This window comes from Serratia sp. D1N4, assembly GCF_054552755.1.
Window position 1 is genome coordinate 3,937,076 of the sequence record NZ_CM137274.1, and the last position, 16,693, is coordinate 3,953,768.

A 16,693-nucleotide genomic window follows, 5' to 3' on the forward strand; every position below is an offset into this window, starting at 1 on the left:
CCACCTTTGTAGCAGCCTCTGCTTTATTTTTATTCCAGTTTTATTTTTAGCGTATGAAACAATCAATAAACCACCCATTAGAATTAGATTCCATTTGTTGAGACCCCTTGATGAAATTCAGCTTTTTTACCCTTCAGACGGTATCACTTTCTTCCTGATTTGCAGTATCATTCAGCAACTCAGATGAATACATCATTGCGATAGTTCGACTTACCGTCTGCATATGGTGGTATTTCACCGAAAAATAACTCTGTGATACGCCATGTTTTTCACAAGCCTCCTGACGCGAAAGACCATTAACAAAAACATCCTCAAGAGCGTTCCGCATATTCTTACCACGCAGGGTACAGACGGCAGCTAGAAGCAGGAAGTATCTCTGCGCTACTTTTCCCGGAATCAGCGCTCTGGGTAATTGACTGTTATTGTGTACTGCACACATTTATCTGCCCTTAATAATAACGAAACCTGTCTATGTTAATTCACTACCAACCATGCTGCTTGTAACGTTATAGACGTCACTGAAGGTCAGCGAAGGTATTAGTTCCATTGCAAGGTTATCCAATCCCAGAACTTTTTTTATCACTTGGCGATGGTGATAGATGACCTTGTGGCTTCGTCCTATTAACTTTCCTGCCTCTGCTGGCGTATAGCCTCGGGATAACAAGTCTATAGCAACAGCCCTCGCCTTTGGGGAGGTTACTACAGCAGCAAGTCGCTGGCGCAGCCACTGATTAAGCTCAATCAGAACCACCTCTGGTGATATTTCTACTAATGAGGTTCTTTGACATCCAGCCCATTCCGATCCCGCAAATGCACCACCGGCGTGTTCCGCGGCTGATATATTGGGAAAGCCAGCCAACAAGGCGTTATACTCCTTAAGAATTAGATGTCCAAAATACTCCTGCATCATTCTGTCTGAAAATAAAAAATAATGCTGCGTCACCATTAACGGTAATACTGGCCATTTGGCGCGCAGCTGTAAAATAAGACTAAAATGACATCTCGGCGCGCCATCAATAATAATTAAATCCATTCTTCTCATAGATAGAGCCTCGAATAATGTCGAGGCGCTACAAGTCTGAGTGACATGCACATTACAACCTGATTGTGGTTGACATAAATATTCAAGCGCAGTGCCAATAACTGTATTTTCCGCGTATATGATAATGTTTTTAAATTTTCCCTCTCTACCCATAATGCAGATTTTCCATATGTACTGACACTGGATGGATTCCCCTGCTTTGATTGCGGGCAATAGTAGTACCCTATAAATAATCCAAAAAACAATATTTTTTAATCCTATCGATTCACTTTACTTATGCACGAAAAAAAACACAAGCGAAAAGATTAATTTTGCTTCAGATAATTAGCATGATTCTCTAATTTATAATGTAATTATAAATTCTTAGAAACTCATATATTTAAAGCTACTAATTACAATTAAATTGTATTGAAATTTAATTGTAAAACACAATAAATACATATAGTTATTGCATAGAGAAAAAACACAACAAAAAGCATTCGAAAGAAAAATAATATCAACCACATTGGATTTTCCACTCACCTTAAAAAGGTGAAGTTGTGCAGAGGATTTACAAAATTCAGACTCTTTCTTAATAATAGTGTCCCTTCCTGTAAATAGGACAAGTATTCTCCTTGTCAACATTAACATCTCCCCATGCGACTACCTGGTGCTGGCGTTGACATGTATCTAACAGACATATAGTGGGTGTATGCGCATGTACTGCTAAAAGTTAACAGCCACTGGTGCTGCAACACAGTCAGTGCCGCACCGGTGGCACCTTATCGTATGATTTTGATACATCTGGGCGTCGGTAATGTTGTGTAACTTCACCGAGCCACTGATGCTTGGGGAGCGACAAGTCGCAGGTATTAGCAGATCCTGAATGTTACGGGCACCCAACTTGCGCAATCCAGCACGCTTGTAATGACTGATGGTCTTGACGTTCAGCGACAAACTCTTGGCAATGTCATACGCCTTAAGTTCTTTTATCAGCCTCTGCAGAACGGTGCGTTCACGCCAACTCAGTAATTCCCCGCAGAAAAGCGCTCTGGTTGATAATACCTTCTTACCCTGCATTACCTGCCCAATGTCCTCTTGCAGCGCCTGTACTGACTGGGTGAAATCAATCATCCCAACATGGGTATTCAAGCAATTGAGGTAAAAACGCAGCAGTGAAATAGTGGTTGAACCGGGGTTTATCAGCACCCGGCAAGAGGGGTGACTGTTCCGTATCAAGGTGGTCAGGCTCATCAGAGTATCGACCTTGAGGCTGTCTATTGACAGGATAATCAAGTCAATCTCACCGTCCACTGAACGCGACAGATGTAGCCGACACTGCTCAACATCTGCAGTGCTGAAAATTCGGGCTTCCGGTTTCAGCAGTGTTTCTAGCGCTGTGCGGGTAAAATTACACTCACACAGAAGGACAACATTTTTCATTTCTTACTCGCTCGTCAAGTGATTACATCAGCCGCAGCCAAAGGGTTTTGTATTTACAGAGTACAAACCACCGCCCAAAGAACATGACACTTGGTCTGTTGATAACAGCGCTGAGGTGATACTTACGGTTGACTCCTGCCGTAAAGAGATAAATCATTTACCAGTTCATCTATCGTCTCTTTCACCTCTTCGACGCTCAATTGTTTATGCGAATTGCTGATAGTCGCAGACTGACTCCGTCGTATAGCCGTAATGAGAGGCTTATGAGTCAGTGAATCACTCACCTCAACTTCGAAATAGAATATGACATCCAATGTCCGGTAACCGGTAACATACTGCGTACCAGCCATCAGCACTGAAACCGGCATGACTTCCCACACTTTCAGTCCCTGCTTTTGCAAATCAACCGCCGTAATGACAGAGCGAAGCGTTAAGGTTCGTGGACCCGGTTTATCAGCAACGGAGACACTGACTTCCAGCGTTTGACGAAGCTTGGTATTGGTATAATCCAGGATTGCCTGAAGTTTATCTTTTTGTGCCTGTTCTAAAACAGGAATATCCGGCCAGAAACTAATCGGGAGAATATAAACAGAATCATAATCGCTTTTTTTAAAATCAGATGACATCCAGCGAAGAACGGGAACACCTGATGCTGATTTTTCGGGCTGCATTTGACTGTAATCTTTTAGAAAACCAGAGTATCGATCTGGTTCTGTATATTTTCCTGCGCATCCAGAGAGTACAGATGCCAGAAAAAAAGTCACAAGAATATGAAATGTGTTCTTCATTATCAATGATGTCCAATTTTATTGTTATATGACGGTCAAGAAAAATAGTCAGCGCGCCGCCTTACACAGTGTATTACATATGTTACTGATAGATTTTAATGTGGATAATTCGTATTCTATTGGGGTTTCTAGTCGTTTTTCTCTTCGCTATTTCACAAAAAACCGCTAAATTTACGACCTATTAATACTTATGAAGAAATGTCAAAAGCCCTTATCACCCCTACATTTATAAATGCATAATACTAGGGTGATGAATAATAAAAATCACCGAATTCTTACCAATAAAAGGCGTATACTAACAATCAATTTTCTAATTACCACTCCGGCACTCGTCATTATCAGGCACCGTAGGGTAACATTGCACACACATTTTAAAGATTTTCTGATGGATACGCTGTAACTCTCTAACCTTAACTGAGAAATAGCTTTGTGTAGCACCAGATATTTCACAGGCTTCACGACGTTTTTTTCCATGTACAAGATGAGCCTCCAGTGCATGAAGCATTCGCTTACTGTGGATAACATAGATATCTGTCAGTAAACGAAAATGACTGGAACTAACCTGACCAGGGATCATTAAAGCAGAAGACTCTATGTTTAATGTGTTTTTTGATGTCCCACAACAAACAGACATTGTATACCTCTTTTCAATTTCAAAAATCAGAGTGATATAAAATCAGACTCACAATTACTTTGTAAGTTAAAAATATTACATATGAACTGTACTTTCAATGTGCTGCCTTGAAGTAATTAGCATGGAAATAAAAAATCAAATTAATACAGTCAGTTAAAATAAATATCGTTCTTATATAAATAAATATAAATTTTATTCTGCAGTGAAAAAACATATTTAACGCAATGAGGCAGTCTGATTGTAAAGCTGAATCGCTGGTTGGATGAACTTCATCCCGGCAGACGACGGATCATCTCCAGCATACAAAATCAGGGGCAGGCGCCCTCGCCGGCGATGGTTGATTTGCATTGACCAAATTAACTTACACTAGTCATTACATAAATTTTATCGGTTGTAACTGCCGTTGATAAATTCATCATAATTTATTGATCTTTAAAATTTAAATCCATTTACATAGTATTGGGAAGGCCTAGTCAAACCAGCCCCACAAATTCCCCCTTCTTACGAAGCTCAACAACGTCCCCAATCCCCTGCTTCTCCAAACCATCCACATAATCCCCATACCACTGCAACATGTCTCGGCGTTGCTCCAGATACTGTGCATGATTATACGTGCCACGAATGGTGTTCTTATCCACATGAGCAAGCTGTAACTCGATCCAAGCCGTGTTATAGCCTTGTTCGTGCAGGATAGTACTCATCGTGTGCCTAAAGCCGTGCCCCGTAGCCTTCCCATGATAACCAATCCGTTTCAGAACCTGGTTGATACTCGCTTCGCTCATTGGCTTGGTGATGTCGTTACGCCCAGAAAATATCAGGTTATAACGGCCTGTTATTGCCTGAATCTCACGGAGTGCCACCACAACTTGGTCGGATAAGGGGACCAGATGCGGACGGCGCATCTTCATCCTTTCTACCGGCACTTCCCAAACTCGCTTGTCAAAATCAAACTCTCTCCATTCGGCCCGGTGCAGTTCGATAGTGCGCACCCCAGTCAGCATCAAAATACGCGTTGCCAGTCGGGTTATGGGGCTACCAGAATACGCGGCAAGGGCTTGCAAGAAATTGGGAAGTTCATCGGCCAGCAGGTGGGGATAGTGGATAGACTTAGGCGTAGTCAAAGCGCTTGCCAGTTCAGAGGCTGGGTTAGTCTCAGCTCTACCGGTGACAATGGCATAGCGAAATACCTGATTGCAGGCTTGGCGAATTTTACGCAGTTTATCGAGTACCCCCCGCTTTTCGAGTTTACGCAGCGAACTGAGCACTTCGAGCGGTTTGATCTCAGCAATCGGGCGCTTACCTATATCAGGGAAAATATCATTCTCGAACGCTTCCATCAGATCTTCGGCATAGCCTTTCGACCAGTTAGGGCGTTTGTATTCATGCCATTCCAGAGCAATAGCTTTAAAGGTATTTTCGACATTAGCCTTTTGAGCCAATTTTTCAGCTTTCTTCTCTTCCCCCGGATCTCCGCCTAAAGCGATCACTTTACGAGCTTCTTCTCGCTTCAAGCGAGCATCAGCCAGAGAGATATCAGGGTAGACACCAATAGAAAGCTTTTTCTCTTTACCCAAAACACGGTACTTCAAACGCCAGTATTTCGCGCCGTTGGGTTTTACTAACAAGTACAGCCCTCCACCATCGGTAAGCTTGTACTCTTTCTCTTTGGGTTTTGCGGTCTCTATCTGTCGTGCATTTAGTGGCATAGGGGGCCCCTAATTTCCATTGAACGAGATGAGCCCCCTCAAAGGCCCCCAGTCACCACTTGATTTGGGTATAACTGAGTTGACCTCGATAGAGCTCGTGACAGAAAAATCCAGTAATTTCAGGGAGTATAAAGGATAAAAGGAGAATTCAGTAGAGGCTGGTTTACTTCAAAATGGTACGCCCTACAGGGCTCGAACCTGTGACCTACGGCTTAGAAGGCCGTTGCTCTATCCAACTGAGCTAAGGGCGCATTGAGATGCGGATGCGGCAACCGAGGTTGCGGAGTTGGATTATACGGTCAGAGGTTAGCGAGTCAATGCCTTTTCATGATGTGGCAGTGGCTGGCGTGCTTTATGGTGATTTTTCGCACACAAAATAGAAAGATCCCGCCTAACGCAATGATCTGCCTGCGCTAATCCCAGTTATCACCTGGAACGCCGTACAAGAGTCAAAATCGGTTCTTTCTGTACCATTGCGCCATGCGCTGGCTCCAGGAAGGGCGCTCCGGCTTCGCTTTGCTTAGCTGATGCAGCATCTGCAACAACGTCACCTGTGCCGGATGCAGTGACGAATCAAATACCGTTTCACCAATATGCCGTTGTTCATCCGGCTGATGGTCAATGGGCCGATGCAATGGATAAAGCCGAGTAATGGTCATCATGATTCAGGCTCCGTAACGCAGCGGCACAACGAAATACACTAGGTGCTAGAGAAAAGGGTAAGGCAGGGAAGATAAAAAAAGCGTAGAGGATCACTCTGTTGATATAAAAAAAGTATAAATCGCAACACAATCGGCGGCCTATTCTCGGCATAACGCTGATTCAACGCCTGACAGCGCGCCTCTCTTCTGACAAAATAGCCATATTCCCCGCTTTTCTTAAATGATGGATTTCCTCACTGATGGCAGCAAAGATTATTGATGGTAAAACGATTGCGCAGCAGGTTAGAAACGAAGTGGCTGAGCAAGTTAAACAACGTCTGGCAGCAGGCAAACGTGCTCCGGGCCTGGCGGTGGTACTGGTCGGTGAGAATCCGGCCTCGCAGATTTATGTCGCCAGCAAACGCAAAGCCTGTGAAGAAGTGGGCTTTATCTCCCGCTCTTACGATCTGCCCGCCACCACCACCGAACCTGAACTGCTGGCGTTGATCGATAAACTGAATGCCGACGGCGAGATTGACGGCATCCTGGTGCAGCTCCCCCTGCCCGCCGGGATCGATAATGTCAAAGTGCTGGAACGCATCCATCCCGATAAGGACGTGGACGGTTTCCACCCTTACAACGTTGGCCGCCTGTGCCAGCGCGCGCCAAAGCTGCGCCCTTGCACCCCACGCGGCATTGTCACGCTGCTGGAACGCTATAACATCGATGCTTACGGCCTGAACGCCGTAGTAGTCGGCGCTTCCAACATCGTTGGCCGCCCGATGAGCATGGAGCTGTTACTGGCTGGTTGCACTACCACCGTCACCCATCGTTTCACCAAAAACCTGCGCCATCATATCGAGCATGCCGATCTGCTGATCGTCGCCGTCGGTAAACCGGGCTTTATTCCCGGTGAGTGGATCAAACCCGGTGCGATCGTGATTGATGTCGGCATCAACCGCCTGGAAAGTGGTAAAGTGGTCGGCGACGTGGATTTTGAAGCCGCAAGCCAGCGCGCATCCTACATTACCCCGGTTCCGGGTGGCGTTGGCCCCATGACCGTGGCTACATTGATCCAAAATACCTTGCAAGCCTGCGAGGAATATCACGACGTTCAACCTAAATAAGTTAAGGCAGTATGGAAATTTTTAATCTGGAAAATCACCCTCACGTCGAGCTGTGCGATCTGCTGAAGTTTCAAGGCTGGTGTGAGAGCGGTGGTGCCGCCAAAGAGGCGATCGCCGAAGGGCACGTTAAAGTTAACGGCCAAGTGGAAACGCGTAAGCGCTGCAAGATCGTTGATGGTCAGAAAGTCAGCTACAAAGGCATGAACGTCACGGTCAAAGCCTGATCGTTCAAGCTGCAAAAGAAAGCCGGGTGGCTCACGCTCCCCGGCTTTTTAATTTCTTGCTGCTAATGCTACTTACGGCGCCAGGTTGTCCCCTGCGGGCCATCCTCCAGCACGATGTTCATCTCATTCAAACGATCGCGCGCCGCATCGGCCATTGCCCAATCTTTGGCAAGACGTGCATCTTTACGCTGCTTGATAAGCGCTTCAATTTCAGCCACTTCTGCGTCATCGGTTTGCGCACCGCTTTGCAGGAACTGCTCAGGATCCTGTTGCAGCAGGCCCAACACCTTCGCCAACTTACGCAGTTCCGCCGCCAACCCGTTCGCCGCCGCCAAATCTTCGCTCTTCAGGCGGTTCACTTCACGCGCCAGATCAAACAGCGCTGAATAAGCTTCTGGCGTATTGAAGTCATCGTCCATCGCTTCGCAGAAGCGGGCTTCAAAGGCTTCACCACCGGCTGGCTGCGCATTAACATCGGTGCCGCGCAGCGCGGTGTATAAACGTTCGAGCGAAGCACGCGCCTGCTTCAGGTTATCTTCGCTGTAGTTCAGCTGGCTGCGATAGTGGCCAGACATCAGGAAGTAACGCACGGTTTCCGCATCGTAATACGCCAGCACGTCGCGAATGGTGAAGAAGTTGTTCAATGATTTGGACATCTTCTCTTTATCGATCATCACCATACCGGAGTGCATCCAGTAATTGACGTACGGGCCGTCATGCGCACAGCTGGACTGCGCAATCTCGTTCTCATGGTGCGGGAACATCAGATCGGAACCGCCACCGTGGATATCGAAATGGGTGCCGAGCTGTTTGCCGTTCATCGCCGAGCACTCAATGTGCCAGCCTGGGCGGCCAGCGCCCCACGGGGATTCCCAGCTTGGTTCGCCCGGTTTGGACATTTTCCACAGCACAAAGTCCATCGGGTTGCGTTTTACGTCGTCCACTTCCACACGCGCACCGGCCTGCAACTGCTCCAGATCCTGGCGCGACAGCAAGCCGTAGTCTGGATCGCTGTCGATAGAGAACATCACATCGCCGTTGCTGGCAACATAAGCGTGATCGCGCGCGATCAAACGCTGGGTGATCTCGATAATTTCATGGATGTGGTGCGTGGCACGCGGCTCTAGGTCTGGGCGCTCGATCAGCAATGCGTCAAAATCCGCATGCATCTCTGCCAGCATCCGCGTGGTCAGTTGATCGCAGGTTTCGCCGTTCTCTGCGGCGCGGCGGATAATTTTATCGTCTACGTCGGTGACGTTACGCACGTAGTTGAGCGAATAACCGAGATAACGCAGGTAGCGCGCCACCACGTCAAAAGCCACAAAGGTACGCCCGTGGCCGATGTGACACAGGTCATAAATGGTTACCCCGCACACGTACATGCCCACTTTACCGGCATGAATAGGCTTGAATTCCTCTTTTTGACGACTCAGGGTATTGAAGATCTTTAGCATCAGGGCATTCCGTGGTGTGCAATGTTGATCGGGTTAATCAACGTATTGAAACCCGAAAGGCTGCGCTAATGCAAGGTTAAGGCCAAGGATTGCTGATTTCAGCGGCAGAAAATCAGAGTTCCGCCCACGGGGCAAGCGGCAAGCTGCTGACTGATTAATTGAGATATGTTATAAAGCCGGTCTGATCGCTCACGTCTCTATATGACACATCACTTCATTGCTAGGACTAAACTATGGTTACTTTCCACACCAATCACGGCGACATCGTTATCAAAACTTTCGCTGAGCAAGCGCCGGTCACCGTTGAAAACTTCCTGAGCTACTGCCGTGAAGGTTTCTACGACAACACCATCTTCCACCGTGTGATTAATGGTTTCATGGTACAGGGCGGTGGTTTTGAAGCTGGCATGCGTCAGAAAGACACCAAAGCAACCATCAAAAACGAAGCCAACAACGGCCTGAAAAACACCCGTGGCACCTTGGCGATGGCGCGCACCAACGATCCGCACTCTGCTACCGCACAGTTCTTTATCAACGTGGTTGATAACGACTTCCTGAACTTCCGTGGCGAAAACGCCCAGGGTTGGGGCTATTGCGTGTTTGCCGAAGTCGCTGAAGGCCTAGACGTGGTCGACAAAATCAAAGGCGTAAAAACCGGCCGCAGCGGCATGCACCAGGACGTGCCAGTGGAAGATGTAGTGATCACCAGCGTCACCATCAGCGAGTAATCGCCGCCGCATGAGCACGCTGTTTATCGCAGACTTGCATTTATGCGCACAGGAACCGGCAATCACTGCCGGTTTTCTGCGTTTTTTACAGCGTGAAGCCGTTCACGCCGATGCGTTATACATTCTGGGCGATCTGTTCGAAGCCTGGATTGGTGACGACGATCCTGAGCCGTTGCACGCCGAAATCGCCGCGGCGTTAAAAGCGCTGCAACAGGCGGGTATCCCCTGCTACTTTATCCATGGCAACCGTGATTTTCTGCTCGGCGAGCGTTTTGCCCAGGCCAGCGGCATGACCCTGCTGCCGGAACAGCAGGTGATCGATCTGTATGGCCGCAGAATCCTGATCATGCACGGCGATACTTTGTGTACCGACGATCAGGCCTATCAAGAATTCCGCCGTAAAGTGCATAACACCTGGATCCAGAAACTGTTCTTGGCTCTGCCGTTGCGCTGGCGCCTGAAGATCGCCGCCAAAATGCGTGCGCGCAGCCAACAGACCAATCAGTACAAATCTGAAGCGATCATGGACGTTAACCCGCAGGCCGTTGAGCAAGCGATGCTGCACAGCAACGTGCACTGGCTGATCCACGGGCACACCCATCGCCCGGCGATCCACCCGCTTATGCTTAGCACCGGCAAAGCCCAGCGTGCGGTATTAGGAGCCTGGCACGTAGAAGGTTCCATGATTAAAGTCACGCCAGAAGCCGTTGAACTGATCCCATTCCCTCTCTGAGTTTCTGCTACAATATTCGCACTTTTGCCGGTGAAAACTGGCGACGCAACCGTTTTCCTCGCCATACACTCATGATATGCTCTACGCCCTCATCCGGCCTGCCGGGCCGACATCTGTACAACGACAGGAGCCATACCCACATGGGATCCAACGCTGCTTCAGCCAGCAATGCTGAGGTTAAAATCGCAATTGTAATGGGATCAAAAAGTGACTGGGCCACCATGCAGTTTGCGGCCGAAGTCCTGACTATTCTCGAAGTCCCGTTCCATGTCGAAGTCGTCTCCGCCCATCGCACGCCAGATAAACTGTTCAGCTTTGCCGAACAGGCAAGCGCGATCGGTTTTGACGTGATCATCGCCGGTGCCGGTGGTGCAGCGCACCTGCCGGGCATGCTGGCAGCGAAAACGCTGGTTCCGGTGCTGGGTGTTCCGGTGCAAAGCGCCGCCTTGAGCGGTGTCGATAGCCTGTATTCGATTGTGCAGATGCCGCGCGGTATTCCCGTCGGCACGCTGGCGATTGGTAAAGCCGGTGCGGCCAATGCTGGCTTGTTGGCGGCGCAAATCCTGGCGCTGCACGACACGGCGCTGGCACAGCGCTTGGCCGACTGGCGTCAGGCGCAAACTGACGATGTGCTGAATAACCCAGACCCGCGGGAGGAAGCATGAAGCCGGTTTGCGTACTGGGTAACGGCCAATTGGGGCGCATGCTGCGCCAGGCTGGCGAACCTCTGGGGATTGCGGTTTATCCGGTGGGAATCGACGCCGAACCGGAAGCGGTGCCCTATCAGAACAGCGTGATCACCGCCGAGATCGAACGCTGGCCGGAAACTGCGCTAACGCGTGAACTCGCCACCCACAGCAACTTCGTCAACCGCGATATTTTCCCGCGCTTGGCCGATCGCCTGACGCAAAAACAGCTGCTCGATCAACTTAATCTGGCCACCGCCCCGTGGCAACTGCTGGCCAGCCACGAGCAATGGCCACAGGTGTTTACGAATTTGGGTGAATTGGCGATCGTCAAACGCCGCGTCGGCGGTTACGACGGCCGTGGGCAGTGGCGTTTGCGCCCGGGCCAGGAAAGCGAATTACCGGCCGATGCCTACGGCGAATGTATTGTTGAGCAAGGGATCAATTTCTCTGGCGAAGTGTCTTTAGTGGGCGCGCGCGGCCATGATGGCCAGTCGGTGTTCTACCCGTTAACCCACAATCTGCATGAAGAGGGTATTCTGCGCACCAGCGTGGTGCTGCCGCAGCCAAACCCGGCGTTGCAGCAGCAGGCCGAGCAGATGCTGTCGGCTATTTTGAATGAGCTGAACTACGTTGGCGTGATGGCGATGGAGTGCTTTATTGTCGGCGATCGCTTGCTGATTAACGAACTGGCACCCCGGGTACACAACAGCGGGCACTGGACGCAAAACGGCGCATCGATCAGCCAGTTTGAACTGCATTTACGCTCCATTCTTGATCTGCCGCTGCCAACGCCGGTGGTGAATACGCCGTCGGTGATGGTCAACCTGATTGGCACGGCGGTGAATCTGCAATGGCTGGCTCTGCCGCTGGTGCATCTGCACTGGTATGAGAAAGAGGTACGCGCAGGCCGCAAGGTTGGGCACCTGAACCTTAACGACCCTCATGCCGCATCGCTACAGCAGGCATTGCAAGCCTTGGCACCCTTGCTGCCAGCCGAATACCAAAGTGGTTTGGCCTGGGCGCAGCAAAAACTGGGTTAATGGTTCCCCTGAAAGGCGAGTAATCCCCCACCTATTCAGCCTCTTCAATCGCCCCCTTTACGGGGGCAAATACCCCTTCACCGTAGCTTTGCCACATTCAACATCGTCTATGCTATTCAGTAGCCAGTCTGTCTCTCCCTGCATCTGAGTCAGGAGTGTTCTATGCCACTTTTTTCGCCCAATATTCGTCAGGCTTGTACTTTTGCCATGGTTGCCCTGTTCAGTACCGCTGCCACGGCCGATATCTTGCTTAACGGTACCCGTGTGATTTATCTGTCGGATGCCAAAGACGTCAATCTCCGCGTCCAAAACGTTGGCTCATCGTCCGTACTGCTACAAAACTGGATCGATGACGGCGATGCTGACGCCAGCCCGGCCGTCAGCAAAGCGCCCTTCTTTTTAAGCCCGCCCATGAGCCAGCTCGAACCGGGTAAAAGCCAGATGTTGCGTATCAACTACATCGGTAACAACCTGCCAATGAACAAAGAGTCGCTGTTCTGGCTGAACGTGCTGGAGGTTCCGCCCAAGGGCCAGGTAGAAGCCGATGCTAAACGCCCGCAGATAGCCTTCCGTAACCGTATCAAACTGTTCTATCGCCCGGCAGGTTTACCAGGCGATGCCAGCAATGCTGTCAAAGCGTTCATCTGGAGTACTCAAGGCCGCCGCGTGCAGGCCAACAACCCTACGCCATATTACGTCTCTTTCGTAAACATGTCGGTCAATGGTAAAAAGCTCGAAGGGACCCTAATGGCCCCCTATTCCACGCAGGTATTAGCTCTGCCAGCCCAGGCTGGCAACAAGGTTAGTGGCAGCTTTGTAAATGATTACGGGTCCATCAGTTCTTTCGACGCGGTGGTTAAATAGCCTCTGTGCGCAGATCAATAGCCAATAATCGGGCAAAGGCAGCGATATCTGGTGGCCGATCGACCGGATTAACCGCCAGCGCACCGTCGATGGCCTGTAAAAACTGCTGGGAATAGCCGGGCAGTTGACGCTGTGCCAAGGGTTGATAGATGTCTTCAATACAGCGCGTCAGGCTGACCGGCGGCAGGCGGCCGGTGATAAGCGTAGACACCAGCGCGCCAATGGAATAGATATCAGACCAGGGGCCGTGGGCATATCCTCCGGTGTTGCAATAGAGTTCCGCCGGGGAGAAGCCGGGTTTTAACACGATGTTGGTCTTTTTCGCGCCATCCGCTGCCAGGAAGCAGGCGGAGCCGAAATCCAGCAAAATCGGCTGATGGTGATCCTCAACCTGAATGTTGTCCCATGAAATATCCCGATGCAGGCAGCCCTGCTGATGCACCGCCGCCACGGTATGCAGCAGTGAAGCGAGTAACGTTCTGAGCCAAACCTCGGTCACCATTGCAGGGTTCTGCGCGTAGCGTTTTTTTAGGGTGGTGCCGCCGTACAGCGGCGTGCTGATGTAGGCGGTGCCATTCTCCTGCCAGAAGTCCAACAGCGGCGGTATACAGGGGTGAGCAAGGCTGCCGAGTATTTTTGCCTCTTGGCGAAAGTAATCCCGCCCGGCGTTAAACGTCGGCAGCAGGAAAGGGTTACGCGGCATCACCAAGCCATCATCGTTGCGCATCGCGATCGCAGTGGGGATATATTCCTTAACGGCGACAACACGCTGTTGCCGATGATCAAAGGCCCGATAAACAATGCTGAAGCCACCTTCGCCGATCACCTGCTGAATTTCCAACTGCGCAAAACGATAGCCCGGAGGCAGCGCCTGAGCGCCGCACCCGAACACCTCCTTGGCTGCCCCTGTATAGGCTGTCAGCACGGCCCGTTCTCCGCTCGGCTACGCACGGAAGTCATAGGCAAAGGCCTTCTCGGCATAGCTGATATGCAGGTGGCGGAACTGCTGCAACTCGGTACTGGCGGTCAGCAAACGATGGCTGATCTGTGGCAGCAGGGTATTGGTCAGAATGGTATCCACCATCCGCCCGCCGGATTCCACTTCGGTACAGCGGTTGACGATCTGCTGGATCACCTCATCATCAAACGAGCAGGTCATATGGTGGCTTTCCAGCAGGCGCTTGCGGATCCGCTCCAACTGTAGCTTCACAATATCCCCCAACACCGCATCGCTCAGCGGGTAGTAAGGGATCACGTTCAACCGGCCGAGCAGCGCGGCGGGGAACGCCCGCAGCAGGGTATCGCGCAGCGCGGCGGTCAGTTGCTCGCAGTCCGGCAACAGGGCCGGATCGGCACACAGCGCGTTCACCACCTCGCTGCCTACGTTGGAAGTGAGAATGATGATGGTGTTACGGAAATCGATACGCTGCCCTTCACCATCTTCCATCCAGCCTTTATCGAACACCTGATAGAAGATTTCATGCACGTCGGAGTGCGCTTTCTCGATCTCGTCGAGCAGGATCACGCTGTACGGGCGGCGGCGCACCGCCTCGGTCAACACGCCCCCTTCGCCGTAGCCCACATAGCCCGGAGGCGCGCCTTTCAGGGTAGACACGGTATGGGGTTCCTGAAACTCACTCATATTGATGGTGATCACGTTGCGCTCGCCGCCGTAGAAATTTTCTGCCAGCGCGTGGGCGGTTTCGGTTTTGCCCACGCCGGAAGGGCCACACAGCATAAAGACCCCAATGGGCTTGTTCGGATCATCCAGGCTGGCGCGCGAGGTAATCAGGCGGCGGGCGATCAGTTCCAGGCCGTGCTTCTGACCGATCACTCGCTCGTTTAAGCTGTCCGCCAGCTTGAGCACCGCTTCCACTTCATTTTTCATCATGCGGCCCAGCGGAATGCCGGTCCAGTCGGCCACCACCGAGGCGATGGTATTGGCATCCACCGAGGAAAACAGCAGCGGATCGTCCCCCTGCAAAACGGTCAGCTGTTGCTGTAGTTCATTGAGATCGGAACGCAACGCATCCTCGGCTTCTTGATCGGCCACCTCGCCAGGGCGATAGATCTTGGCGCGCAGTTCAATAATCTCGTTCACCAGCACCCGCTCGTCGTTCCAGCGGGCGTTCAGGACGGCCAACTGCTGCTGCGTCTGCGCCAACTGCTGTTTGATCTGCTCTGGGCGCTGCGCGTCACCGGCTCCGATGCGCACATCGCGCACCGCGACCTCCAGCTCGGTTTCCAGCGCTTCGATATGGCGGCGGCAGCTTTCCACCCGGCCCGGTTCGGCATGCTGGCTGACCGCCACCCTGGCGCAGGCGGTATCCAGCAGGCTGATGGCTTTATCTGGCAACTGGCGGTCAGGAATATAGCGGTGGGACAAGCGCACCGCCGCTTCCACCGCTTCATCCAGCAGGATGATCTGGTGGTGTTTCTCCAGCGTATGACGCAAGTGGCGCAGCATCAGCACGGCCTTATTCTCATCAGGCTCAAGCACTTGCACCACCTGAAAGCGGCGGGTCAAAGCCGGATCTTTTTCGATGTACTTTTTATATTCCGACCAGGTGGTCGCCCCGATAGTGCGCAACTGCCCACGGGCCAGAGCGGGTTTCAACAGGTTGGCCGCATCACCGGTGCCCTGCGCACCGCCTGCGCCGATCAGGGTGTGAATTTCATCAACGAACAGGATGATCGGCGACGGGCTAGACTGCACCTCGTCAATCACCGCACGCAGGCGCTGTTCAAACTCGCCTTTGGCACCTGCACCTGCCTGCAACATCCCCATATCCAACTGATAAAGCGTAACGTCACGCAGTTTGGGCGGTACATCGCCTGCGGCGATATAGGCCGCCAGCCCTTCCACCACCGCAGTTTTCCCCACGCCTGCCTCGCCGGTCAGCAACGGGTTGTTCTGCCGGCGGCGCATCAGGATATCGATGATCTGCCGGATCTCTTCGTCACGCCCGGTCACCGGATCCAGCTCACCACGGCGCGCTTTTTCCGTCAGGTTGCTGCCGTATTGCTCGAGCATGCTTTCACCGCTGCGGGGTGATGCCGAAGCACTGCTGCTCTGCGCGGCGGCCATCGCCGTTTCAGAAGAAGAGACCAGGATCGCCTCAAACTGCTGCTGCAAATTTTCGCTGTTAATCTGCTTGAAGCAGGGCGAAATCGCCAACAGCTGATTATGCAGATTGGTGGTATTCAGCATCCCCAACAGCAGATGGCCGCCGCGGATCTGCTGGGCACCGAACTTCAGCGAACTGAAGATCCACGAACGTTCAACGGCGCTGTCGATATGTTCCGACAGATCCGACACCGAACTGGCACCGCGCGGTAGCCGGTCAATGGCAGCAACCACATCCTCACCCAGCTTGCCCGCATTGATGCCGAAGTGGCGGATAATCTGCTGCCAGTCGCCGTCTGGATGCTGTAACAACTGATGGATCCAGTGGGTCAGTTCCACATAGGGGTTGCCCCTGAGTTTGCAAAATGAGGTGGCATTTTCCAGGCTGCTGAGTAACAGGCCGTTTAATTTGCCAAACAGAACTGCGCGGCTGATCTCTCTCATGCTTACACCTTAGTGATTTGTTTTAATGAA

The 16,693-nt window shown here is 51.4% G+C and carries 17 protein-coding genes and 1 tRNA gene; 7 read left to right on the forward strand and 11 right to left on the reverse strand.

The features are described 5' to 3' along the window. Positions 1-133 precede the first annotated feature (133 nt). From ACX1CU_RS17665 to ACX1CU_RS17700, 8 genes are all read right to left on the reverse strand, one after another. Positions 134-439 carry a PapB/FocB family fimbrial expression transcriptional regulator gene (locus ACX1CU_RS17665; protein WP_459399552.1) on the reverse strand — a complete coding sequence of 102 codons (306 nt, stop codon included), beginning with the start codon at positions 437-439 and terminating at the stop codon, positions 134-136. Between the two features lie 30 nt (positions 440-469). Further along, positions 470-1,195 carry a hypothetical protein gene (locus ACX1CU_RS17670; protein ID WP_459399553.1) on the reverse strand — a complete coding sequence of 242 codons (726 nt, stop codon included), beginning with the start codon at positions 1,193-1,195 and terminating at the stop codon, positions 470-472. Between the two features lie 552 nt (positions 1,196-1,747). Next, positions 1,748-2,464 carry a helix-turn-helix transcriptional regulator gene (locus tag ACX1CU_RS17675; protein ID WP_459399554.1) on the reverse strand — a complete coding sequence of 239 codons (717 nt, stop codon included), beginning with the start codon at positions 2,462-2,464 and terminating at the stop codon, positions 1,748-1,750. 122 nt (positions 2,465-2,586) lie between these two features. Continuing rightward, positions 2,587-3,252, reverse strand: coding sequence for a DUF3313 domain-containing protein (locus ACX1CU_RS17680; RefSeq protein ID WP_459399555.1), 666 nt, complete (start codon positions 3,250-3,252; stop codon positions 2,587-2,589). 310 nt (positions 3,253-3,562) lie between these two features. Then, positions 3,563-3,886, reverse strand: coding sequence for a PapB/FocB family fimbrial expression transcriptional regulator (locus tag ACX1CU_RS17685; protein WP_459399556.1), 324 nt, complete (start codon positions 3,884-3,886; stop codon positions 3,563-3,565). Positions 3,887-4,359: 473 nt separating this feature from the next. Continuing rightward, entirely contained in the window at positions 4,360-5,592 is a 1,233-nt protein-coding gene (locus ACX1CU_RS17690; RefSeq protein WP_459399557.1) for a tyrosine-type recombinase/integrase, read from the reverse strand. Positions 5,593-5,766: 174 nt separating this feature from the next. Continuing rightward, a tRNA-Arg gene (locus ACX1CU_RS17695) sits at positions 5,767-5,843 on the reverse strand. 198 nt (positions 5,844-6,041) lie between these two features. Continuing rightward, the gene (locus ACX1CU_RS17700) at positions 6,042-6,254 is read right to left on the reverse strand and encodes a hypothetical protein (RefSeq protein WP_459399558.1); all 213 of its coding nucleotides are present in this window, start codon (positions 6,252-6,254) and stop codon (positions 6,042-6,044) included. A 239-nt stretch (positions 6,255-6,493) separates the two neighbouring features. Here ACX1CU_RS17700 and folD point away from each other — a divergent pair, with 239 nt between their 5' ends. Together folD and ybcJ are read left to right on the forward strand one after the other, a co-directional pair. Beyond that, the gene (gene folD, locus ACX1CU_RS17705; RefSeq protein WP_459399559.1) at positions 6,494-7,360 is read left to right on the forward strand and encodes a bifunctional methylenetetrahydrofolate dehydrogenase/methenyltetrahydrofolate cyclohydrolase FolD; all 867 of its coding nucleotides are present in this window, start codon (positions 6,494-6,496) and stop codon (positions 7,358-7,360) included. 11 nt (positions 7,361-7,371) lie between these two features. Next, complete coding sequence (gene ybcJ / locus ACX1CU_RS17710) at positions 7,372-7,584, forward strand: ribosome-associated protein YbcJ (RefSeq protein ID WP_024913949.1); 213 nt, start codon at positions 7,372-7,374, stop codon at positions 7,582-7,584. A gap of 68 nt (positions 7,585-7,652) precedes the next feature. Here the strand turns inward: ybcJ and cysS are convergent, their stop codons facing one another. Further along, complete coding sequence (cysS, locus tag ACX1CU_RS17715; RefSeq protein WP_459399560.1) at positions 7,653-9,038, reverse strand: cysteine--tRNA ligase; 1,386 nt, start codon at positions 9,036-9,038, stop codon at positions 7,653-7,655. A gap of 233 nt (positions 9,039-9,271) precedes the next feature. Here cysS and ppiB point away from each other — a divergent pair, with 233 nt between their 5' ends. From ppiB to ACX1CU_RS17740, 5 genes are all read left to right on the forward strand, one after another. Further along, the gene (gene ppiB / locus ACX1CU_RS17720) at positions 9,272-9,766 is read left to right on the forward strand and encodes a peptidylprolyl isomerase B (protein WP_459399561.1); all 495 of its coding nucleotides are present in this window, start codon (positions 9,272-9,274) and stop codon (positions 9,764-9,766) included. Positions 9,767-9,776: 10 nt separating this feature from the next. Further along, a complete protein-coding gene (locus tag ACX1CU_RS17725; protein ID WP_459399562.1) occupies positions 9,777-10,499 on the forward strand; it encodes a UDP-2,3-diacylglucosamine diphosphatase in 723 nt (240 codons plus the stop codon). A gap of 140 nt (positions 10,500-10,639) precedes the next feature. After that, a complete protein-coding gene (purE, locus tag ACX1CU_RS17730; RefSeq protein WP_459399563.1) occupies positions 10,640-11,164 on the forward strand; it encodes a 5-(carboxyamino)imidazole ribonucleotide mutase in 525 nt (174 codons plus the stop codon). Next, entirely contained in the window at positions 11,161-12,228 is a 1,068-nt protein-coding gene (purK, locus tag ACX1CU_RS17735; RefSeq protein ID WP_459399564.1) for a 5-(carboxyamino)imidazole ribonucleotide synthase, read from the forward strand. Before purE ends, purK begins: the two co-directional genes overlap by 4 nt. A 162-nt stretch (positions 12,229-12,390) precedes the next feature. Beyond that, complete coding sequence (locus ACX1CU_RS17740) at positions 12,391-13,092, forward strand: fimbrial biogenesis chaperone (RefSeq protein ID WP_459399565.1); 702 nt, start codon at positions 12,391-12,393, stop codon at positions 13,090-13,092. Here the strand turns inward: ACX1CU_RS17740 and ACX1CU_RS17745 are convergent. After that, complete coding sequence (locus ACX1CU_RS17745) at positions 13,085-14,017, reverse strand: serine/threonine protein kinase (RefSeq protein ID WP_459399566.1); 933 nt, start codon at positions 14,015-14,017, stop codon at positions 13,085-13,087. The genes ACX1CU_RS17740 and ACX1CU_RS17745 overlap by 8 nt on opposite strands. 18 nt (positions 14,018-14,035) lie before the next feature. After that, the gene (gene tssH, locus ACX1CU_RS17750) at positions 14,036-16,663 is read right to left on the reverse strand and encodes a type VI secretion system ATPase TssH (RefSeq protein WP_459399567.1); all 2,628 of its coding nucleotides are present in this window, start codon (positions 16,661-16,663) and stop codon (positions 14,036-14,038) included. Positions 16,664-16,693: the final 30 nt, after the last annotated feature.